Source organism: Paludibacter propionicigenes WB4, from assembly GCF_000183135.1.
Taxonomy (GTDB): Bacteria; Bacteroidota; Bacteroidia; order Bacteroidales; family Paludibacteraceae; genus Paludibacter; species Paludibacter propionicigenes.
This window is the reverse complement of the sequence record NC_014734.1, coordinates 3309746-3332789: the sequence shown is the minus strand read 5'-3', so window position 1 is coordinate 3332789 and position 23044 is coordinate 3309746. Positions and strand designations below refer to the sequence as shown.

Genomic DNA, 23044 nt, shown 5'->3' with positions numbered 1-23044 from the left:
TTATGTTAGAGCAATTAAAAGAAGAAGTTTTCAAAGCAAATCTTGACTTGGTAAAACATGGATTGGTAATATTTACCTGGGGAAATGTAAGCGGTATCGACCGTGAAACAGGGTTAGTAGTTATTAAACCTTCAGGCGTATCATACGATACTATGACTGCCGACGATATGGTAGTGGTAGACTTATTCGGCAAAGTGGTGGAAGGAAAACTAAAACCATCTTCGGACACTCCTACCCACGTGGCTCTTTACAGAGCTTTTCCCAATATCGGCGGAGTTGTTCACACACATTCAACGTATGCTACTTCGTGGGCTCAGGCAGGTAAAGATATTCCAAACATTGGAACTACTCACTCAGACTATTTTAGCGCTGCGATACCATGTACCCGTGGACTTACGCAACAAGAAGTAGAGGGTGAATATGAAGCCGAAACCGGCAAAGTGATTATTACCCGTTTCTATGGATTGAATCCTGATTATATTCCTGGAGTCATTGTAAAAAATCATGGACCGTTCTCTTGGGGCAAAGACGCACACGATGCTGTACATAATGCCGCAGTGATGGAGCAAGTTGCCAAAATGGCTTACATCTCTTTCAATATCAATCCGGAGCTGACAATGGATAAGCATCTGGTAAAAAAACACTTTTACCGCAAACACGGACCCGGAGCGTATTACGGACAATAATGTTTTACCTATAAAAATCTGAAAAACAAAACACATATTACTCGCAAATGAAAAAAATATTCTTAGTCGCATCTTTATTGTCAGCAATGACAATCTCTGCTCAAACAGGAGCTTCTAAAATTACGATCCATGCCGATCAGGGCAAAACGCAAATTAGTAAAGAAATTTACGGCCAGTTCTCAGAACATTTGGGTAGCTGTATTTATGGAGGTATTTGGGTTGGCGAAAATTCGCCCATTCCGAATATCAAAGGTTATAGAACCGATGTTTTTAATGCAATTAAGGAGCTTAAAGTACCTGTATTGCGTTGGCCGGGCGGTTGTTTTGCCGATGAATACCACTGGATGGATGGAGTTGGTCCTCGTGAAAAACGTCCAACCATATCGAACAACAACTGGGGTGGTGTAATCGAAGACAATAGTTTCGGAACGAATGAGTTTTTCAATCTGTGCGAAATGCTTGATTGCGAACCTTATTTGAGTGGTAACGTTGGTAGTGGAACCGTTGAGGAATTGGCTAAATGGGTTGAGTATATTACCTCTGCAGGAAATAGTCCAATGGCTAATTTACGTCGTCAAAACGGACGTGAAAAACCATGGAAACTGAAATACTTAGGTGTTGGTAACGAAAGCTGGGGTTGTGGAGGAAATATGACTGCACAATTCTATTCGGACGTTTACAAAAGATATTCTACTTATTGTCGTGAATATGACGGTAATAAACTGTTCAAAATTGCCAGTGGTGCCAGCGATGTAGATTATAACTGGACAGAAACACTGATGAAGAATATCGGCAATAAAATGGAAGGCATTTCATTGCATTATTACACTTGTAAAGGCTGGGAAGGAAGCAAAGGCTCTGCTACTAAATTTGACAAGAACGATTATTTGTGGACCATAAGCAAGACTCTTGAGATTGATGATATGATTAAAAAACATATTGCTATCATGGATAAATATGATCCGAAAAACAAAGTTGCGTTAATGGTAGATGAATGGGGAACATGGTGGGATCAAGAGCCCGGAAATCATACAGCCCTTTATCAACAAAATACGTTGCGTGATGCTTTTGTAGCAGCATTAAATTTGAATATTTTCAACAAATATGCAGAGCGTGTAAAAATGACAAACATTGCGCAAGTAGTGAATGTATTGCAAGCAATGATTCTTACCGAAGGACCAAAAATGGTGCTTACACCGACGTATCATGTTTTCAACATGTACAAAGTTCATATGGGCGCTACATACTTACCACTTGAGGTTACAAGTGATTCGTTGACATATAACAAAACAAAATTCCCGATTGTAAATGCATCAGCATCCAAAGATTCAAAAGGGTTGATTCATATAACGCTGACAAATGTTGATTTGGACAAAGATCAAAAAGTGACAATAGATCTTCCTAATGTAAAAATCACAAAGGTTGAAGGTAAGATTTTGACGGCTAAAACGATTGATTCGCACAATACATTTGAAAATCCGAACGTAGTGGTTCCGGCAGTTTTCAAAGACGCTAAAATAACAAAAACAGGTTTGACGGTGAATGTACCGGCAAAATCAATAATATCGCTTGAATTATAAATAAAAACTAAATAACAAATAATAAAATTAGACTATCATGGCATTCGAAAATTTAGAAGTATGGTTCGTAACAGGAGCTCAGCTGCTGTACGGTGGTGATGCAGTTGTAAAAGTAGACGCACACTCAAACGAAATGGTTGCAGGATTAAACGCCTCAGGCAATCTACCTGTAAAAGTAGTATATAAAGGAACAGCTAATTCTTCTTCTGAAATATCAGAAATTATGCGTGCTGCCAACGGTGATACAAAATGTATCGGTTTGATAACATGGATGCATACTTTCTCTCCTGCTAAAATGTGGATTCATGGCTTGATGGATTACAAAAAACCATTATTGCACCTTCACACTCAATTTAATGAAGTAATTCCATGGTCGGAAATTGACATGGACTTCATGAACCTTAATCAATCGGCTCACGGTGACCGTGAATTTGGTCATATCACAAGTCGTCTTCGCAAACCTCGTAAAATCGTTGTAGGTTACTGGAAAGATAAGTCTACTCACGATAAAATTGCAACTTGGATGCGCGTTGCTGCAGCTCATAACGATGCTCAGGACTTGTTGATTATCCGTTTTGGTGATAACATGAACAATGTAGCCGTAACCGATGGAGATAAAGTGGAAGCTGAAATCCGTTTGGGTTACCACGTTGATAACGCTCCGATTGCTAAGCTTGTGCCTTACGTAGAAGCTGTAACCGAAGCTGAAATTGACGCATTGGTTGCTGAATACGAAAAACAGTATGACTTTGCTGATGACTGCAAAAAAGGGACTGATAAATACGATGTTGTTCGTAAAGCAGCTGCTCAGGAAATCGGTTTACGTCGTTTCTTGCAAGACAAAGGTGCTAAAGGTTTCACCACCAGCTTTAATGAGTTGGAAGGCATGAGCCAGTTGATGGGCTTTGCATCACAACGTCTGATGGCAGAAGGTTACGGATTCGGTGCAGAAGGCGACTGGAAAACAGCTGCTCTTTGCCGTACCATGTGGGTTATGGCTCAGGGTCTACCAGGCGGATCTTCATTCCTCGAAGATTATGTATTGAACTTTGATGGAGCTAACAGCTCTATTCTTCAGGCTCACATGTTGGAAATCAGCCCGGAAATCACCGCTAACAAGCCACGTGTTGAAGTACATTTCTTAGGTATTGGCGATGCTGGTGTTTGTGCTCGTCTCATCTTCCAGGCTCACGAAGGCGAAGGAGTTGCAGCTACAATCATTGACATGGGTAACCGTTTCCGTATGATTGTGAACGAAGTGAAAGTTATCAAACCGCAACCACTTCCAAAATTACCTGTAGCTTGTGCATTGTGGATTCCACAACCTAACCTTGAAGTTGGTGCCGGTGCATGGATTACTGCAGGAGGAACACACCACTCAAGCTTCTCGTTTGCTGTTACCACCGAAATGTTGGAAGACTATGCAGAAATTCTGGATGTTGAATTATTGGTTATCGATAAGGACACTACCATCCGCACTTTCAAACAAGACATTCGCAATAACGAAGTTTATTACATGTTGAATAAAGCACTTAGATAAATAATCAGGAGTAAGGAGTAAGAGGTAAGCCGCAAGTACTTACCTCTTACCTCTTGCCTCTTACTTACTTAAAAAAATATGAAATACGTTATAGGTTTAGATTATGGAAGCGATTCTTGTCGCGCAGTAGTAGTAAACGCTGCCACAGGTGAGGAAATGGCTTCAGCAGTAAAATATTATCCACGTTGGATGGAAGGAAAATATTGTGTTCCAACAGCAAATCAATATCGTCAGCACCCGCTTGATTATATTGAAGGATTGGAATATACCGTAAAAACTGCCTTATCAAAATGCCCTGCCGGAACTGCCGAAAAAGTAGTTGGTATTGCATTTGACACCACCGGAAGTACTCCAGTATTTACCGACAAAAACGGTACACCACTTTCATTACTACCTGAATTTGCAGAAAATCCAAATGCAATGTTCGTATTGTGGAAAGATCATACCGCCATTAAAGAAGCCCAGGAAATTAATGACTTAGCTTCAAAATGGGATATTGACTATACTTCTTACGAAGGAGGTATCTATTCATCCGAATGGTTTTGGGCAAAAGCATTGCACGTACTTCGTGTTGACGAAAAAGTACGTAATGCCGCATATTCTATCGTTGAACACTGCGATTGGTTGCCGGGCTTGATTACCGACAAAACCGATCCATCTGTTATTTGCCGCAGCCGTTGTGCTTCCGGTCACAAAGCTATGTGGTTGGAAAAATGGGGTGGCTTACCTTCAGAACAATTCCTGACTACACTTGATCCATTATTGGCCGGCTATCGTCAACGTCTGTATACTGACACATGTCCAAGCGATAAAAAAGTAGGAAACTTAACAGAAGAATGGGCAGCTCGTTTAGGCTTAACAACCAATGTTGCTGTTGCTGTAGGTGCATTCGATTGCCACATGGGTGCAGTAGGTGCCGAAGTTAAACCGGGTGCTTTGGTACGCGTTATCGGAACTTCTACCTGCGACATTATGGTTTCCAGTTACGAAGAAATGGGTCATAAACTTATTCCGGGTATTTGCGGACAAGTTGATGGATCAGTTATCCCCGGCATGATTGGACTGGAAGCCGGACAATCGGCCTTCGGTGATGTATATGCCTGGTTCAAAAACGTTTTAGCATGGCCAATTGAAAACATACTTTCTAAGAGTACGTTAATTGATGCTGAAACCAAGAAAAAACTTATTGAAGAATCGATAGATCAAATCATTCCTGCACTTTCTGTTGAAGCTGCTAAGGTGCCTGTTTCCGAATCAACTGTTTTGGCTACCGACTGGATGAATGGACGTCGTACTCCTGACGCTAACCAACTGGTAAAAGGAACTATCACCGGATTAAATCTGGGAAGCTCAGCTCCTCTTATTTTCCGTGCTTTGGTTGAAGCAACAGCTTACGGATCAAAAGCTATCGTTGATCGCTTTATCGAAAATGGTGTTGAAATCAAAGAAATCATCGGTATCGGTGGTATCGCATTGAAATCTCCTTTCGTAATGCAAACACTGGCCGATGTACTGAATATGCCTATTAAAGTTGCCAGAGCCGAACAGGCTTGTGCTTTCGGAACATCGATGTTTGCTGCTGTAGTAGCAGGCGTTTATGACAAAGTGGAAGATGCTCAAAAAGCTATGGGTATGGGATTTGCTTCTGAATATTTCCCGAACAAAGAAAATGTAGAACTGTACAAAGAGTTATACAAAAACTACATCAAACTTGGTCAGTTTACTGAAAAAGAACTATTTTCTTAAATCAATAATAATAAAAAATCATGAATTGGAGTTCACATGAATTTATTTGGCTCGACTGGCTGATACTAGCCGTTGGGATTTTGGGCGTAGCCTGGGCAGTATGGCGCTCGGTACAAAAAGACAAGCGTTTGCAACAAGGAGCAAACAGCGAAGATTACCTGTTCGGTAAAGGCGAACCATGGTATATCATTGGTGCGGCTATCTTTGCAGCAAACATTGGTTCAGAACACCTTGTAGGTCTTGCCGGAACCGGTGCAAAATCGGGTGTAGGTATGGCTCACTGGGAAATGCAGGGTTGGATGATTCTTATCCTGGGTTGGTTATTTGTGCCATTCTACCAACACATGAATATGAAGTTGGGAAAAATCATTACCATGCCCGATTTTCTTAAAAACCGTTACACACCCCGCACAGGTTCTTGGTTGTCAATCATTACACTGATTGCATACGTATTGACCAAAGTGAGTGTAACAGCATTTACCGGAGGTATCTTTATGGAAAGTCTGCTTGGCTTACCTTTCTGGTACGGAGCTATCGGTCTGATCGTGCTAACAGGTATATTTACAGTATTTGGAGGTATGAAAGGTGTAATGACACTGTCGGCTATCCAAACGCCTATTCTTATCATTGGTTCATTCCTGGTACTTTTCTTAGGATTATCAGCCTTGGGCGATGGTAATGTTGCTCACGGATGGACTGCTATGATGGATCACGCCAGAGCAATGAGCATCGGAGCAGACGGACATGCTTATGGTACAAACCACATGTTCCACCTCGAAACAGGTGACCCATTGTATGACGATTATCCCGGTTTCTGGGTATTTATCGGAGCTTCCATTATCGGTTTCTGGTATTGGGCTACCGACCAACATATCGTTCAACGTGTATTGGGACAAACAAAAGGTGAAGCTAATGATGTGGTAATGAAACGTGCCCGTAGAGGTACTATCGCTGCAGGTTACTTCAAAATTCTTCCTGTATTTATGTTCCTTATTCCGGGTATGGTTGCCGCAGCATTGGCAGCACGTCCGGGCAGTGGTTTCTCATTAGACAATCCGGATACTGCATTTGGTTCTATGGTTAAGTTTGTATTGCCTGCCGGTGTAAAAGGTATTGTAACCATCGGTTTCGTATCGGCACTGGTTGCTTCGTTGGCGGCATTCTTCAACTCTTGTGCTACACTGTTCACCGAAGACTTTTACAAACCAATGTTTAAGGATAAGAGTGAAGCCAGATATGTTTTTGTAGGTCGTGCTGCAACAGTTGTAGTAGTAGTACTTGGAATTATCTGGATTCCGGTAATGATGAGCCTGGGTAGTCTGTATTCATACCTGCAAGGTATTCAGTCACTGTTGGCTCCAGCCATGGTAGCTGTATTCGTAATGGGTATATTCTCTAAAAAGATTACACCTAAAGCTGGTGAAGCCGGTTTGATTATCGGATTCCTGATTGGTATGGCTCGCTTGTTGACCAACGTATTCACCAATACAGGTAAAGACGTGATGACAGGCACATTCTGGGAATCAACCAGATGGTTCTGGCATACTAACTGGCTGATCTTTGAAATCTGGTTGCTTGTTTTCATCATGGTAATGATGGTGCTTGTTTCTTTCGTTACTGCGAAACCTTCAGCTCAACAGGTTGATGCAATTAGTTTTAAAGGCGATTACAAAGCACTTATAAAAAACAGTTGGAATAAGTGGGATGTTATTGCTTCACTAGGTGTAGTAGCTATTTGTGCTGCATTCTACTGGTATTTCTGGTAATCAGCATTTATTCAACATAAAATAGTTCTTCCAAACACGGTTTTTCCAAGTTAGAAATACTGTTGTTTGGAAGACTTATATATTGAAAACACAACCAATACAATCTATCAAACACGCTATATAGTACTTTGAATTTTAGTAATTTAATTTGCAAAATCATGAAAAATATATTTTTATCATTTATTGTTGTAGCTCTTTTTATAACAAGTTGCTCAAGCAACAAAAAAGCTGCTCAGGTTTTTCCTCAAAGTAATTTCGACACCATCGTTGATGGCAAGAAAGTGAGTGTATACACATTGAAAAACGCCAACGGCGTAACCGCTCAAATCACTAATTACGGTGCTCGTCTTGTAAGTTTATGGGTGCCTGATAACAAAGGCGAATTCAAAGATGTAGTATGGGGATTCGAAACTATTAAAGGATATCTTACTGCAAAAGATTTGTTTGCCGGTCCTATCGTAGGTCGTTACGGAAACAGAATCGGTAAAGGTCAGTTTTCTCTCGACGGAAAAGCTTACCAGCTAACATTAAATGATCATGGCAATCAACTTCATGGTGGAGCAAAAGGATTTTTCACCAAAGTGTGGGATGCTCGTCCGTTTAAAAACGATAAAGGCGAAGATGCTGTAGAAATGACCTACTTATCTCCTGCAGGCGAAGAAGGTTATCCCGGCAACCTGACTATCAAAGTTACCTACACCATTACCGCCAAAAACGAATTAGCCATAAACTATTCGGCTACTACAGATTCGGCTACAGTACTGAACCCAACTTCACATGCATATTTTAATTTGCACGGTACTACCGCACAATCTACCAATTCGCATATCCTTACCATTTATGCCGATAAATATACCCCGACAGATTCGTTGTTGATCCCAACAGGCGAAGTTGCCGACCTGACCAATACTCCGCTTGATTTCAGAAAACCAACCGTTATCGGTGAACGTATCAAAACTGACTTCGTAGCATTGAAATACGGTAAAGGTTATGACCACAACTTTGTGCTGAATAAAAAAGCAGGCGAAGTGACTCTGGCTGCCGAAGTATACGAACCTGCAACAGGTATTGTGATGAAAGTAAGCACAAACCAACCTGCACTTCAGTTCTACAGTGGTAACTTTATGGATGGTGTAGATACCGGAAAACGTGGTGACAAACACAACTACCGTTGTGGAATAGCACTGGAAACTCAAAACTATCCAGATGCTCCAAACCATGCCAATTTCCCAACTTCGGTACTAAAACCGGGTGAAACTTACAAACAAGTGGCTATTTACGCATTTGAGGTAAAGAAATAAATCCGTGAAGCTACAGGCTTAAAAGTCATTATCCGACTTATACGGCAACAAAAAATCCGTCAGACTTACGAATTAGTCTGACGGATTTTTTATACCTGCCTATACCTTGGCTTCCGACACAATGAGCAGATAATCCGCTTCGTCGGCATCCGTGGGTGAAAATGCGATGGAATTAACAAAGAAATCTTCGTTGTCACTCAGGTCAATCGGCCAGCCGGGATATTTATTGCCATCCTGATCGTACACCCATGCAAATACGATATTATAATCGGTAGGATCTTTGCTTTTGGATACGCCTGCCACCACAAATGTACCATCGGTATAAAGTGCCGTAGCCATTACCACCGGACTGCCTACCGTTATATCTTCGGGCACAGCGGCTCTACCCTGCATGATATCTGTCCAGTATTGTTTTCCGTCCTCGGGAAGTAGCAGAGTAGCTGTATATTTATAATTCGATTCATTCATATTATTCTGTCTGATTTAATGCTTTATTAGTAATATTCTGTACGTGTAATAACACGGGTCAGATGACTTCACCTGACCCGTGTACATATTTATTTCTCCGTTATCACGGCTTTATTCCCTTATACGTTACAGCAGCATCGCGTACCGATCCCGAAGCTTCGTAATGTGCGGTTTTGCCTGCGTCCTTCTTATAGATGAAGTACTGACCGGCTTTTACATTGTTGCTACCGACTTTGACCTCTATGTTCAGTCTAACATAGTCTCCTTCTTCAATACCGGTAGCTTTGCTAATGTCATAGTCACCTGTAAACCAAACTGTCACTGATTGACCTCTGTCCGACCTATGCCACGAGAGTTCTCTGGGCTTTCTAAAATCAATTCTCATCCAGAATGCATAACCAATGCCGGTTTTTGCATAACACGAGAACGTTGAAATTTCCTGGTCTACGAACACAGGTTCCGCAAATAGTTCATTTGTCATTATATTAATCTTTAGGGTTACCTACTCATAACGCTTTTCGGTTTTCGCGATGGCATTTTGCACGTTGTTGCCACTAACGTCCGGCTATAGCTTCATTCCATGTTGCGCACCATGTCAGTCCGTACAGCTGTTTTTTGTTTTAAGGTTTAATGTAATTAATCAGCCCGATAAGAGCAATTATTAGTAATTCCAAATTTGAAGCTGACGATTCAATCGAACAACCTCTTTTAAAATACCACCAGGAAAATCACTATATTGTTGAAATTACCAGTATAATCCTACCCAACCTTGAACATAATAAGTCCGAATCCAAATCATATTAAACTCGGCGTTACTAATTGTTATTGATTTATTACTATAACCATTAGAGTTCGCATACTCTTCTCCATTATATCTTCCATCTATAAGAGTTGCTGCAACGCTACCATTATTAGTATTAATCAATTGCATATTATAACCCCAATAATCTCCAATAATTCCAGGCCAACTATAAGCGGTTACTTGCATAGAAACACTACTACCTATTCCATAGTAGCCCAAAGAATGAGCCTCATTTCTCATATTATCATTGGGGTTAGAGAATCCAAAATCCCAACCTATATCTCCAGCATAACTCTTACCTACAAATGCAAAAATGCATAAAAAGACGATTATAAATATTTTTTTCATAACATATAAATTTAAAAATTAGTAAATTATTTAGATTTTCCCGGTGGTTCTATTTCTGTTTAATTACTGCTTTCCCCTTTTCAGTCAGATAGTCATCTATCTTGTCTGTTTTTATTTTATAGCTGAGCTTGAGCTTGCTGATTTGCTGTTCGAGGATTTGATTACTTAATATCTCCGGTAACTTAGCTGCTATCTCGCTCTTCACCTCTTCGTATGGAATAATAATGAGGTCGCTTTTTGATTTGAGATAAATAACCCAATATCCATTATTCATTTGAATCGGCATTGAAACTTGAGTGGGCATAAGCCGGATAATTGCTGATTTGATATTTGCGGATAAAGTTTTATCACTTATTTTTAATGTTGCTGGGGTTGGTTCAGGTATCTTTATGCTTTTTGCCCGATCCTGTATTTCCTGGGGTACGGGTTTTTGCGTATAGCGCACTGCAATAGGAGGCATGCTGTTTCCGGCTGTCTGACTATCTTTAAATTTATAAATTAGCACTTCGCAAGATCCGAATGTCTTGAATTTGTCTATATTTTGGTTATAAAATTTCCGACTTTCGGCTTCTGTGACCACCACTTTAGGTATAACATTAGTTTCCTTGTAGTGCTGCGTATAAATTTTAAACTGTCGGTTTCGTTTGAATGTAAGAAATTCGGGGTCGTTGAGCATGCCTATCTTCAATGCTTCACTGTACAAGTAAATATCTAATATATTGCTTTCCAACATCCCTTTTATGCCCGACAATTGAGTCAGCGAACCAAAAAAGAGCGGTTCATTTTCTACAAATCCTATAAAATCGGCGATGGTGAATGCCTTGGTTTTGCCATCCAATGAATAGTTCATAAGCACCTTGCTCCTATCCACATAATTCCATTTTCTGGCTTTCATATCGCATACAGAAAGCATATAATTTATTGTTTCGTCCGACATGACAGGTTTGGCTTTTTGCAGAACCTCTTTCTTACGTTCGTTGTCATATTTCTGTGCGAGCTTATGTTCCAGTATCTTTTGAAGATTCGGTTTCAGGGTATTATATGGAACTTTAAATGTATTTCGGCTTTCGACCATACGATATATAAAATAGCCTTCGGGCGTTTGCACGGGTCCCCATACATCACCTTTTTTGCACTGAATTAGCTTATCATAATCAAGTCCGGGAAGATTGAAAGGATATCGTTGATAAGTACTGCTGGAATAAACTCCGGATTTAGAACCAATTCTAGATTTTATTGAATTAAAGTCAGACGACGATAGGCCAGCTGAATGCGACGAGCAGTATTTGTCAAGGAGTCCCTTGTCAGGAAAAAGAATAAACTCAATATTATATTCTAACTTTTGTTTTTCGTAAGCCTCACGCAATTGAGTTTCGCTCACAACCAAAGCCTGTTTATATTTCTTATTCCACATATATCCATCCTGAACTGCGGCATAAAACCTGATGGCATAGTCTAATCTTGTCTTTAGCGATGCTATTGTATCGTATTTATTCTCCAGAGCATAGGCATTGATATACCCTTCATCAATTATTTTTTTCTTGAGATCGGCATCGGTAAGTTTATATCTTTCGTTGTTTTCGTTGCGCATGTATTCATAATCGGCAACTGTAACTTTATAGTCACCTATTTGCAGCAAGGTATCATTGCTACCGTATCCGGTGCAACTTTCAATAAGAAGAATAAATCCTAAAAGGGAAATCAGGAAAATGGAATGAAAAAGTGATTTTCCAACAAAACACTGCGGTTCAGATGTATATCTCATATTAATAAATATCAGGTGGTTAGTATCCGTGGATTAGTATCCGGGAATGAATCATATCTTTTAAATTACCCGGACATTTTATTGTCCGGGCATTACAATCAACAATTATAAATTATTCAAAAACATGGATATCATTATTACCACCAGCCAAATATAACAGAGCAATAACCATTAGGCATTGCAACATATACAGCTACATCTCCCAAAGTACCGGAAGATGAATACCCTACTTCTAAATCATGTCCAACATACGAAAAAAGGGTTGTGTTATTTGTCAAATCATAGAGAATCACCTGACCGTTACTATTATCAACCCAATCTAAGTGAGCTGCAATAGAGTAATTACAGGTCTCATTAACAGAAATTTCCTGATAAATTGGGTTAGCATTATCAAAATAAAAATAACCGGAAGCATAGCTGCTTGATATAGCAGCAAATAAAATAAAACTTAATACTAATAATTTTTTCATTTTTCTTGTTTTTTGATTATTATAAAAACTACGTCTGTAAAAGATTTGATCATTTATAATTGTGATTGTATTTTCTTGTTCTTTTGTATAGGAGTTAAGACTCCCTATTGCAGTCGCACAATTGCATCGTATAAAATCCATTCAAAACCTTATTGCTGCACACCACGCGATATAATAGTGCAGAAACAGAGGATTGATTATTCAGCGAATTCATTTCCTTTGTCCACAAAAGAGCTTAGCGACCACAACAACTCCCGAAGAACCACGCCCCCATTAAAGGCTGCTACATAATTTTGTACAGACGATACGTCATCATCAAAATGTCCAAATCGATCTGTCACCGGCGAAATAAAAATGATGGGAGCATCAGTACTTATTTTCACTACTCCGTGAGTTGTTTCTATCGTGTCGGGATCTTTCCCCACCACTGCTTTGAATTCTGTTCGGGCAGCCTCATCTACTTGCGTGTACATGGTATAATCGGTTACATTGATGGAACTAACTACCGATATAACATCGGAAGCTAAGCATACAAATGGATCGGCTGGGGAATGAGGAGGTATCAGGAAATCCGCAGTGACTATCGCATTAAACGTTTCGTCAATTAATGCAAACAGATCAGCATTTACATTTGACGGCATCAATTGATTAATTTGCTGTGGCTGCAGATTACTCGCCGGATTGCCGGGGCAACCATTATAAAGAAAAGAATTTGCGCCTATAAGCACTGAACCATTCATTGATTTATCATAAGGACAATTGGCTGTACTTACACTCACTACCAGGTCCGGATTATCAACCAATGCAGTAGGCAAAACCCGAAACTTTTCTTCCGAACTCGAAGGATTTTTGGTTGGATCCATTAAATCCTCGATGCACCAAACTGATACGTTCAAACAGGTACTTGCATTAAACAACTGAAAGCGTGCTCGCACAGAAGCTCTGTTATCTGCATTAGCATCCTTCAGATTTTTGGGACTATTGAATACCAACGGAAAGGGCAATAAATGAGATACAAGCGGAGCTTTAGCCGTAAGTGCCTGATTGGTCATGGCGTTCAGCAAGGGTTCAGTTTCCCAACTCTTGTTTACAATAACAGTTATGTTTTTTGATTTAGACATAATGATCCTCCTGGTTTGAGAAAGTTTATATTTATCGTAATAATTTCTATACTACTTATGTATTATTTAAAATTCCAGACAATATAGATGATGTAATTCACGCGGGAGCAGAGGAGATAGTTCTAGTCATATTTTATCAAACTTAGATTATCAAAGCCAGATCTTTACTCCCCCGTGATGTGAACAAGTACCCCGCCGACTTTGGCTAAAACTATAAGTTCCATCCCAACACAGGGCTGTGGCACCTGCAGGAACAGACTGATAATGAGTTGGAGACTGAACCCTTTCACCTGCTGAATTGATATAATACTTTGTGCGTTGCTGATGCTTTACAATGCTGTGTTTAGTTTGTGCAGGCTGTGTGTATGATAGGTATTTTGAGCTTACATACCCTTCCTTACCTTCATACGATACGAGTATCCATGCACAGTCACATTCTTTAGCTACATTTACAACTGTACCTCGTGGCAGAACAGCTATGACATTTGATGACGCATTAGCATCTTCGCGTAAATTGAGTCTAACGGTTGTATATCTGACGCTATTTTGTGCAATAGCAGAAAAAACTATCAGAAGGTTGACAAAAAGGAGTAATTTTTTTTTCATATTGGGAATTAATTAAGCTGTTGATTATCTCCAAGTGAGAATTATACCACGAGCTCTCGCCCGTGGTTAATTAGTTTCAATCCCTGAGGGACCAGCATTCTGTCTACCTAAAATTGGTATGACTACATTTGGGGCATGGAGGTAAAATATCTGAATCATCGTCTAGCGTCACTGACTGACCGCAGTTAGTACAATAATAAGTTCCTCTCCCTGGTTTTTGACCTGTGGTTGGCATGTTATTAATGATCAAATTAATAAATATCCTTCAACCTAAGACATGAAGGATTGTCTTTAATGCAAAAATATTCTTTACTCATAAATAGCCCTATCTTGCGCAGGTACCCCCAAAACTTGATGTTCCATTTTGGAATATCAAATCAAATTCTTCGTTCGTGAGCTGAAACATAAAATCATCCGGAAATCTATCCGCGTTTCGTTTCACAGCTTTATTTAAATTGCCGGCGGTAACTTCATACATGGCCGCAAGGTTATTTGTCTAGAATAATTTTTCAAACCCCGTATTTCATAAATTTTATTCTGTATGATTTGTAATTCCATAATAATCTGTTTTCTTTTTCCCTTGCTGCCGCACGAATTACATCGTGCGGCAATACATTCAAAACCTTATTTCTTCACACCCACGCGATACAATCGCGCGGGAGCGGAGGAACTTTTGATCCGGCTCAACAAAACATATCTCAGCTCACAACATCTTTATCTTCTACTATTTTTTTGTCAACTTTCAATAAGAGTTCTGTCAAATTACCATGATCATCAGCTGTCAGCCAGATTTTCTTCGTATTCGTAAATGTCGAAACTTTATCGTTAACAATAATTCTTATAAAATCGATTAACCAACCTGGTTTGTCCCCTTTTTTATCCGCAACAACTATGATGTGAGTCAATTCTCCTACATTATCTTCATCCTTAAAGAATGTATCAATCTGATTTTTTTCAAAATTATCTGAAGAGTTATCAAGTTTAAAGCTTTTTGTTTCTCTTTTTTCTGTTGCTCCTTTTCCTTTTACCTCTCCAAATATCTGTATATAAACATTGTCATCGGTACCAGCATTTTTTACGTTTGCTGTTTTTACTTCAATCTTGTACTGACATTTTGTTCTTGCTAATAATTGCTCATCATTGATTTTTGATTCCATTTGTTGTTGTTTTAAATTTGCATTAATAGTGCGTAATTATTTATTGTTTTGGACTTTGTGTTTTAGCCCTTGATGCCGTTAGATCGCAACGCGTGGCAACCCATTCAAAACCTTATTTCTTCACACCTAGGCGATACAATCGAGCGGGAGCGGAGGAGATTAGTACTCTGTATTTTTCAATATAGAAAGCAAGAACTTTCAATCTAGTAAGACAAAGTTTTAAATTTTCAGCAAAAAACTAACTCAAACATATATACAAGGAAGAACTGAATTTCAATTTTAGTTTTAATTTTGTATTGTATTTATTCTTACTCATGCAGATAAAACAGCTGCTGTTATAGCGGCTAATGCGGCTATAATAGCAGCAATCATGGTAACTATATTCTTTATCTGAGTATTTTTAGTCGTCTCTTCTAAAGCAGCCCTATCAACAACAAAGTTTAAAAGAGTAGTAAGATACTCTGGAGGTAAATTTTCTTGAACTGTATCATCGTTATCTTGGTTTATATCTTCATTAACCCATCTCAAGGCATATCTCAAATGTAATGTATAATAATGTTCTCCAGAAGTATGACTTATGACTTGAGATTTTCGGAAGATAGCCTTGTATTCATTAAGTATTCTCAAAACATTGCTTTTATCAAGTGAAAGCCTTTGAGCCAAGCGAGATGGACGCATACTTTTATACTTAGTCATTGACAAATAAGAAACTAATGCTATTAGTTCGTCTAAATCTTTTGAATATTTCTTGCCCATAAGTAATTATTGAAACCTTTAGTTGTTATGCTATCTTCAGTTTTACTTTTTTCATTGATTCTTAGTTCGTAATTCAGATTAAGAAACTTGTCTTATATTGATAGAAAATAGGACTAGCGGGGACAAGTCCAATATAATTTATCACTTTTATCAACGTTATTACTCCAATTTAAAGGTTGTAAGTTATTTAAATCATCAGACCCGCCATATGCAACTGGAGTTATATGATCTATTTCCCAACCATAATCTGAACTTCTATTTCCATGTTCAGAGTATTTCATAACCTTACCACATTTATCACTCCTCCAAACCTCTGAAGGATAACCAGGAATAATTGCTCCTTTATTCCATACTACCTTTTTAGTTGCTTCTGACCAGCTATTACCATTTCGATCTGTATTATGTCTTCTTACCATATCTCAAAAATTTAATAGTTTATTTCATATTTTTAGCTCGTATGACATGCTCTACAGCAATAATAACATCCGTTGGACTGTTGATAAGTTTTCTTTGCTTCTTTCACTGCATCAGTGCATGAATCAAAATAACCTAGAGCCAATTTATTTTCGGCTGCTGGTAAATAACTACAAGTACTTTTGTGCACTTCATGATCTCCATTGGATTGTTCTTTTGTGTTCACATAATAATAGTCCATAATAATTAGATTTTAAAGTTTATTTGTAATAAGTAAAATATCATCTCTCTTCTCCCCCTACCTCTTATGAGCCGCCCTGCAGCAATAATAGCAACCGTTGGCTTGTGGATAAATATTTTTGGCAAATGCTACAGCGTCGGTACAGGTGCGGAATATGCCCAGGTACTTTCTGTTTTCGAGTGTATGGAAGTAGAGACATTTGGCACTGTGTACCTCGTGGTCGCCGTTGGGTTGTGCATCTATATTTACGTAAAAGTTTTCCATAACAGAATGATTGCCCATTGGCTGCAATCAGAGAACAAAACCTCCGACCTTCGTCAGAGGTTTTGCATTTTTAAGTGATCTTATTTAGTTTTTGTGGTTTTATCGTCTTTCTTGGGAGAATTTCTTTTGCTGTTCACGGCAGCTTTCACGGCTTCGATCAGCTCCAGTTGCATAGGTTTCCAGTTGGCATCTATCTGAGCCATTATATCCACATAATCGAGGTAGCTGCGCAGGGCATCTTCCAGGTTCCGACGGAGCGATGTGGACGACTCCATGGCGCGCAAGGCTGCATTGGCCGTAGTCTGTTCGTTTGTCAGACTTTTAAGCACCTGGTATGCTTCTTTCAGCAATGCGTATACTTCCTGCAGATTCAGACGAGCTATGCGTCCCTGATTTTCGCGTTTATCAAGGTCAGCTATCAGCGCATCGGCATGTATCAGTTCGTCGCCATAGCTCATGTGATACAGGTCGAGCCCGTGAGTATCGAAAACGGCATACAGATCTACCGCATCCTGATGCGCCGCCAATCCGTCGATATCAATAAAAGAAGTAAGTAAATCGCGCATGCGCAGAAAACGGTTGTCGAACACTCCATCGGCTTGACGTACCAGTTTCCCGTGTCCGCTGTAAGTATTCTTATCCAGCACTTCCACATATACGTTTTTTACGGTATTTACCCGCTCCAACAGAGGATTGCCGCTTGCAAACCCGTATGGAGCCGAAATTTCGCTGACGCGTACGCCCAACTGACCGAGCGTATCTACATTCAAAGCAGTAAGATGTCTTTTCATAATTTGTTATATTCAATTTAAAGTTAGTTCTTTCAATCGTTGAGATAAATAGTTACGAGTTACAAGTTACGAGTTACAAGTCTTATTTTCTGAATGTTATTTCAGGATAAAATATCAGTGAATATTTTATTGCTTAGATAACCTATTTAACATGTAAGCTTGCGGGCTCCTCCCCACCTTGCCCACAACTGCGGTTAAGCTTGCGGGGACAGCGCCACTTTGCCTGCAATGGTGGTTAAGCTTGCGGGCTCCTCGCCGCCTTTCCTGCAACTGCGATTGAACTTGCGCGGGCTGCGCCACTTATCCCGCAGCTGCGATTAAGCTTGCGAGCGCTGCGCCACTATTCCTGCAATCGTGGTTAAGCTTGCGTGGGCTGCGCCGCCTTTCGTTCAGTCGGAATCGGACTCCCGCAGTCACCGGCAAAGCTGCTTTATGCCCGGCAGCAATTATTTTTGGTTCTCGGGCTTTCACTAGTTTCTAAGTGACCCTGCTCTATTGTAATTCTCTCGCTTATTTTTTCAAAATATCCGGCAAACGAGGTTTAGCGCTTGCCGGATTTGGAAGAAGATATTGTTCACTATACTACTTCTCTTAAACAACAGAAAAAATGCAAAACATAACTTTTTTTCTATACCCAAACCCATGTTGATGTTCCATCCGCATTTGGTATGAGTACCCATATCTCTTTCATCATTTGTCTACCTTGGAGCAAGTCCGTTTGAAGGTAATTTCCCGTAGCTTCTGTAATCTTTTTCATATATTTTGTATTTAAAGATGAATGAAGCCACAATATTATACCATTTATTTTCAGGTAGTTATAATTTTTTTATCATTTTTTTCTAATTAAGTTCTAATTTTTCGTACTTTTGGAGTTAATAATTCTCAATAAAACGGAGAAGAGACTTTTGAACCTGTATTATCCCTAAAATCGAATATGAAAACCCGTGTAATTATGTATCTGTCCTTGCTTGGAATAGGTCTTATCCTGTCTATGCAGGCCTATCTTGTTTACACCAACTACAAGCAAGCACGCAGCTACCTCACACACGAGTCGGACGCGGTGATTGATGAGGCTTTTCGTACCGAACTCAACCAACGGAACACGTTTTACAAGCACCAATCCGGCGAAGACACACTCAAAACGCCTCCCCCACGCACGAAGCAGAACTCAACGCAATACACCATGAGCGAAGCAAAGGCGTATAAAGACAACCTAACATTACTTACAACATTGATTTTAAACCGATTTGTAAGTAATACAGTACCCATGAACCTACACAAGCTGGACAGCATAACTGGCGCCATACTGAAGGCAAAAAATATCGAGTCGAAATATGTAGTGAGGATAATAGATTGTAAAACGGGGAAGGTAAAAGAACACTCCGCACAACAGCCGGCGCTATCGGTATTTCAGATTCCGTCGCAGATACAGGACATAGATTTGGACAAAAAGATAAGCTTGCAGTTGGTACTGATCAATCCTTTTGCCATCATTTTCAAGCGCATGGGGATTCTGTTGGCCAGCTCGGTACTGGTAGCGCTGTTTTGTTTCTATGGGCTCTGGTTTCTGTTCCGCTCGCAGGCACGCCAAAAAATGCTGATGAAAGTGAAGAACGACTTTTTCGGACACACCGCTCACGAGCTCAAGCGCCCCGTGGCTCAACTGCATTTGGCGCTGGAAGCCCTGTCCAGACCGGGGATTGATGAAAACAAAGCCAAGAAGGAACGCTATCTGGCTATTTCGAAAGAAGCGACCAAAGATATGTCGGAGAAAATTACCATGATCATGACCCTGTCCATGGCCGAAGAAGGAGTTTTCAAGCTGAATTATTCTGACTTCAATCTGGTGGAAGAAGTCCGGAAACTGAAAGAACAATTCTCTGCCATCACCGAGAAAGACATCAGCATAGAAATAGAAAACACGGACGCCGATATACAGATTAAGGCCGATAAAGACCACCTGCGGCAATGCATTGCCAACCTGATTGACAATGCCATTAAATATTCGGGTGTGTCGGTGAATATATTGATTCGTATCAACCGAATGAAAGATTTGCTCAGGCTCTCGGTACAGGATAACGGCATAGGGATCAATCCCGAAAAACTATCGAGCGTGTTTGAAAAATATACCCGGCTCAACACCGCATCCGGATCGCCTTCGGGTTTTGGAATAGGACTCAGCTACGTGAAAACCGTAGTAGAAAAACACGCCGGACACATAGAAGTGCAAAGCGAACCCGGCAAAGGGAGCGAATTTATCCTAAGCCTTCCGGTATAAGCCCTGCGGGGGATTTACTTCGTTGATATTTGCCCTTCGGGCGTTATTAAACTTCGTTGATATTAGCTGCGCGATATTTGCCCTTCGGGCGTTATTTGCTTCTCGATAGTAAATAATAACGTGAGCGTAGCGAACAAATATCACGAGCGAAGCAAGTTAATATCGTGAGCGTAGCGAATTAATATCACGAGCAAAGCGAGTAAATATCACGAGCGTAGCGAGTAAATATCGCGAACAACGTGAGCTAATATCATGAGCGTAGCGAGTAAATATCGTGAGCAAAGCGAACAAATAACAGTAAAAAGAAATGAAGACAAAAGTACTCTTGGTTGAAGATGATGCGAATTTGGCCTTTATGCTGACCGATGGGTTGGAAGCGGAAGGATTTGAAGTACAGCATGTGGATGAAGGCGAGAAAGTGTTGCAAACAATGACACGCTTTTGTCCATGCATCATACTGCTGGATGTAAACCTGAAAGGCGTAATGAATGGATTCGAAACAGGAGCTAAAATACGGCAAACGGCTCAGTTACCCATCATATTTATCACCTCGCGCACTCAGGCAGAAGACCTGCAGACCGGCTTTCAGTTGGGCAACGTAGATTATCTGAAAAAACCCTTCGGTATGCGCGAGTTGGTGCTACGCATTAATGAGCTACTGCAGCGCAACGAACGCAAAACCATTTGTGACGAAGTAAGCCGTATTGGTAACTACCTGTTTTCCGCCAGCGAACAAAGCCTGCAACTGGAGACCGAAAAGATCCACTTACCGAAAAATGAATGCGCTGTACTAAACATGCTGTTCAAAAATCGGGGCAGAGTACTCTCCAAAAAAGAGATTCTGGAAACGGTGTGGAACGAACCCGATTTAAAAAGCAAAGAGCCATCGCTTAATAATATCCTGTTTTCACTTCGCTCCAAACTCAGCAACGACAGCGCTATTTCGATTGAAACAATCCCAAAAGTAGGTTGGAAACTAACCATCAGGTAAGCACTACTCCTGCATCATTTCACTTTCGGCAAGTAAAAGCACAAAAAAAGCACCTACACATTGTATCGTGTAAGTGCTTGATTTACATTTGTGGGCCCAACTGGGCTTGAACCAGTGACCCCCTGATTATGAGTCAGGTGCTACTAACCAACTGAGCTATAGGCCCCACTTTTGCAGATATTTTTGTATCTTTGCAAAGCGAATGCAAAAGTAATAAATTTTGCTATACTGCAAAAATTCTAAGCCACTTTTTTAGTCATAAATGAAACATTTCAACAACATTACCACTCTTATATTCGACCTTGGGGGCGTACTTGTAGACCTGGACATCGATCGATGTATAATGAATCTCAAACAATTAGGCCTGAAAAATTTTGAACAACTCATGGGTAATTTCGGCCAAAAAGGTTTTTTTCTGGAGTTTGAAAAAGGCCGGTTATCCAAAGAAGAATTCCGCGATGAGATAAGAAAACTAAGCACTCAGACCCTTTCCGACGAACAAATAGATGCAGCATGGAGCTCTTTTTTGGGCGAAATTCCCATTGAAAAGCTGAAAATGCTGGCCGAACTGAAAGATAAATTCCGACTTTTACTGCTTAGCAACACCAATCCCATACACGTTGAAGGTACGGTACCTGCCGAATTTGCCAAAATCGGGAAAAAAGTTTCAGATATTTTCGACAAGTGTTATTTGTCTTACGAAATGGGAATGGCCAAGCCCAATGCTGATATCTTTGAAGCATTGCTGTCGGACGCGGGAGTTCAGGCTGAAGAATGCCTTTTTCTGGACGATGGACCGAAAAACATTGAACAAGCCGGTCAACTGGGTATACAAACCTATCTGGTAGACCCGCGTGAAGATTTGAGCTTTCTTTTAAAGCCCGAAACCTGGCGTTGCTCCCTGAACTAAATCCGAACGGTTTACGAATCCCTGTAGAAAAAACAATACCCTGTGACAAAATAGTAAATGTAGTATGGACATCATATATTCTTCAGATAAAATTTCTTTGCCTCCCTGTATAGCCACCGTTGGTTTTTTTGATGGAGTGCATGCCGGGCACCGGTTTCTTATAAATGAGCTGAAGGAGAGAGCCAGTGCCGAGAAGCTGAAAAGTGTGGTAGTCACCTTTGCCACTCATCCGCATAAAGTGCTGAATGATGATTTCACACCGGAATTATTAAGCACCTTAGCCGAAAAACTGCAGCTGCTTGAAAGCACCGGAATTGACTACTGCATTGTGCTGAATTTTACGAAAGAAATGGCTGCCTTGTCGGCTTTTGATTTTCTGAAGCTAGTGTTGTCCGGGCAGTATAATGTTCGTTCGTTGCTTGTGGGACACGATCACAGGTTCGGCCATAACCGACAAGATGGATTTCCGGAATACAAAGCATACGGCGAAAAACTCGGCATGAAAGTTACACAGGCTAAGCGCTTCTCCACCTCCGAGATACAGCATATCAGTTCGTCGCAAATTCGCCTGGCACTGCATCGGGGAGAGATTGGGGCGGCCAATGATATACTGACGTACAACTACAGCTTTACCGGAAAGGTCACTAACGGATTCAAAATCGGACGTAAAATCGGATTCCCAACAGCCAACCTGGTACCGGAAAACAGCGAAAAACTTATACCGCCATTCGGTGTGTACGCAGTTCTTGTGTACTGGCAAAATGAGGTTTACAAAGGCATGATGAATATCGGCACCCGACCTACGTTGAACAACGGATATCACACGAGCCTGGAAGTACATATCATCGATTTCGACGAAGATATTTACAATCAGCTCATCCGTATTGAATTTATTCAGAAAATCAGGGATGAGAAAAAGTTTAACGGCGTGGACGAATTGATAGAACAACTAGGAAAAGATAAGCAATTTGTCATTGATACGAATTTAAATACAAAAAATGAATAAATAATTGAGAATTATTCACTGTTAAATACTTAATTAA

26 protein-coding genes and 1 tRNA gene are annotated in these 23044 nt (G+C 40.2%); 10 read left to right on the top strand and 17 right to left on the bottom strand.

The features are described from left to right. The first annotated feature begins 2 nt into the window (after positions 1-2). The 6 genes from PALPR_RS13850 to PALPR_RS13825 all read left to right on the top strand — a co-directional run bounded on the left by PALPR_RS13850 (position 3) and on the right by PALPR_RS13825 (position 8619). Entirely contained in the window at positions 3-686 is a 684-nt protein-coding gene (locus PALPR_RS13850) for an L-ribulose-5-phosphate 4-epimerase (protein ID WP_013446279.1), read from the top strand. Between the two features lie 47 nt (positions 687-733). Further along, on the top strand, positions 734-2266 hold the full coding sequence (locus PALPR_RS13845) for an alpha-N-arabinofuranosidase (RefSeq protein ID WP_013446278.1): 1533 nt from the start codon (positions 734-736) through the stop codon (positions 2264-2266). Positions 2267-2303: 37 nt separating this feature from the next. Continuing rightward, positions 2304-3806, top strand: a complete 1503-nt coding sequence (gene araA / locus PALPR_RS13840; protein WP_013446277.1) for an L-arabinose isomerase — start codon at positions 2304-2306, stop codon at positions 3804-3806. Between the two features lie 78 nt (positions 3807-3884). Then, positions 3885-5552 (top strand): ribulokinase, encoded by a 1668-nt coding sequence (locus PALPR_RS13835; RefSeq protein ID WP_013446276.1) that lies wholly within the window; start codon positions 3885-3887, stop codon positions 5550-5552. A gap of 20 nt (positions 5553-5572) precedes the next feature. Then, on the top strand, positions 5573-7318 hold the full coding sequence (locus PALPR_RS13830) for a sodium:solute symporter (protein ID WP_013446275.1): 1746 nt from the start codon (positions 5573-5575) through the stop codon (positions 7316-7318). A 158-nt stretch (positions 7319-7476) separates the two neighbouring features. Further along, positions 7477-8619 (top strand): aldose epimerase family protein, encoded by a 1143-nt coding sequence (locus PALPR_RS13825; RefSeq protein WP_013446274.1) that lies wholly within the window; start codon positions 7477-7479, stop codon positions 8617-8619. A gap of 99 nt (positions 8620-8718) precedes the next feature. On the opposite strand, the gene PALPR_RS13820 is transcribed toward PALPR_RS13825, so the two are convergent. The 16 genes from PALPR_RS13820 to PALPR_RS15960 all read right to left on the bottom strand — a co-directional run bounded on the left by PALPR_RS13820 (position 8719) and on the right by PALPR_RS15960 (position 18293). Then, on the bottom strand, positions 8719-9087 hold the full coding sequence (locus PALPR_RS13820; protein WP_013446273.1) for a hypothetical protein: 369 nt from the start codon (positions 9085-9087) through the stop codon (positions 8719-8721). Between the two features lie 103 nt (positions 9088-9190). Then, positions 9191-9568 (bottom strand): hypothetical protein, encoded by a 378-nt coding sequence (locus PALPR_RS13815; protein ID WP_013446272.1) that lies wholly within the window; start codon positions 9566-9568, stop codon positions 9191-9193. Positions 9569-9832: 264 nt separating this feature from the next. After that, positions 9833-10237 (bottom strand): hypothetical protein, encoded by a 405-nt coding sequence (locus PALPR_RS13810; protein WP_013446271.1) that lies wholly within the window; start codon positions 10235-10237, stop codon positions 9833-9835. Between the two features lie 49 nt (positions 10238-10286). Continuing rightward, positions 10287-12002, bottom strand: a complete 1716-nt coding sequence (locus PALPR_RS13805; RefSeq protein ID WP_013446270.1) for a peptidylprolyl isomerase — start codon at positions 12000-12002, stop codon at positions 10287-10289. 137 nt (positions 12003-12139) lie between these two features. After that, positions 12140-12472 (bottom strand): hypothetical protein, encoded by a 333-nt coding sequence (locus PALPR_RS13800; protein WP_013446269.1) that lies wholly within the window; start codon positions 12470-12472, stop codon positions 12140-12142. 197 nt (positions 12473-12669) lie between these two features. Then, positions 12670-13593 (bottom strand): hypothetical protein, encoded by a 924-nt coding sequence (locus PALPR_RS13795; RefSeq protein ID WP_013446268.1) that lies wholly within the window; start codon positions 13591-13593, stop codon positions 12670-12672. 150 nt (positions 13594-13743) lie between these two features. After that, positions 13744-14199, bottom strand: a complete 456-nt coding sequence (locus tag PALPR_RS13790) for a DUF3761 domain-containing protein (protein ID WP_013446267.1) — start codon at positions 14197-14199, stop codon at positions 13744-13746. A gap of 103 nt (positions 14200-14302) precedes the next feature. Next, on the bottom strand, positions 14303-14434 hold the full coding sequence (locus PALPR_RS16205; protein ID WP_013446266.1) for a zinc ribbon-containing protein: 132 nt from the start codon (positions 14432-14434) through the stop codon (positions 14303-14305). A 90-nt stretch (positions 14435-14524) separates the two neighbouring features. After that, entirely contained in the window at positions 14525-14677 is a 153-nt protein-coding gene (locus PALPR_RS16200) for an ORF6N domain-containing protein (RefSeq protein WP_083807209.1), read from the bottom strand. Between the two features lie 220 nt (positions 14678-14897). Next, a complete protein-coding gene (locus PALPR_RS13780) occupies positions 14898-15356 on the bottom strand; it encodes a PLAT/LH2 domain-containing protein (protein ID WP_013446265.1) in 459 nt (152 codons plus the stop codon). Positions 15357-15668: 312 nt separating this feature from the next. Further along, positions 15669-16112: a hypothetical protein gene (locus tag PALPR_RS13775; RefSeq protein ID WP_013446264.1), complete on the bottom strand. Its 444-nt coding sequence runs from the start codon at positions 16110-16112 to the stop codon at positions 15669-15671. A gap of 113 nt (positions 16113-16225) precedes the next feature. Beyond that, positions 16226-16528 (bottom strand): HNH endonuclease signature motif containing protein, encoded by a 303-nt coding sequence (locus PALPR_RS13770; RefSeq protein WP_013446263.1) that lies wholly within the window; start codon positions 16526-16528, stop codon positions 16226-16228. Positions 16529-16560: 32 nt separating this feature from the next. Further along, positions 16561-16767 carry a hypothetical protein gene (locus PALPR_RS13765; protein WP_013446262.1) on the bottom strand — a complete coding sequence of 69 codons (207 nt, stop codon included), beginning with the start codon at positions 16765-16767 and terminating at the stop codon, positions 16561-16563. A gap of 57 nt (positions 16768-16824) precedes the next feature. Further along, entirely contained in the window at positions 16825-17031 is a 207-nt protein-coding gene (locus tag PALPR_RS15725; RefSeq protein WP_013446261.1) for a hypothetical protein, read from the bottom strand. 80 nt (positions 17032-17111) lie between these two features. Continuing rightward, entirely contained in the window at positions 17112-17822 is a 711-nt protein-coding gene (locus PALPR_RS13755) for a DUF6261 family protein (protein ID WP_013446260.1), read from the bottom strand. Positions 17823-18122: 300 nt separating this feature from the next. After that, complete coding sequence (locus PALPR_RS15960) at positions 18123-18293, bottom strand: hypothetical protein (protein ID WP_171805048.1); 171 nt, start codon at positions 18291-18293, stop codon at positions 18123-18125. A gap of 463 nt (positions 18294-18756) precedes the next feature. Between PALPR_RS15960 and PALPR_RS13750 the strand changes: the two genes are divergently transcribed. Beyond that, on the top strand, positions 18757-20100 hold the full coding sequence (locus PALPR_RS13750; RefSeq protein ID WP_013446258.1) for a sensor histidine kinase: 1344 nt from the start codon (positions 18757-18759) through the stop codon (positions 20098-20100). 307 nt (positions 20101-20407) lie between these two features. Further along, positions 20408-21091 carry a response regulator transcription factor gene (locus tag PALPR_RS13745; RefSeq protein ID WP_013446257.1) on the top strand — a complete coding sequence of 228 codons (684 nt, stop codon included), beginning with the start codon at positions 20408-20410 and terminating at the stop codon, positions 21089-21091. A 91-nt stretch (positions 21092-21182) separates the two neighbouring features. Here the strand turns inward: PALPR_RS13745 and PALPR_RS13740 are convergent. Beyond that, positions 21183-21257, bottom strand: a tRNA-Ile gene (locus PALPR_RS13740). 96 nt (positions 21258-21353) lie between these two features. On the opposite strand from PALPR_RS13740, the gene PALPR_RS13735 reads away from it, so the two are divergent. Continuing rightward, complete coding sequence (locus tag PALPR_RS13735; protein WP_013446256.1) at positions 21354-22001, top strand: HAD family hydrolase; 648 nt, start codon at positions 21354-21356, stop codon at positions 21999-22001. A gap of 64 nt (positions 22002-22065) precedes the next feature. Further along, positions 22066-23007: a bifunctional riboflavin kinase/FAD synthetase gene (locus PALPR_RS13730; protein ID WP_013446255.1), complete on the top strand. Its 942-nt coding sequence runs from the start codon at positions 22066-22068 to the stop codon at positions 23005-23007. Positions 23008-23044: the final 37 nt, after the last annotated feature.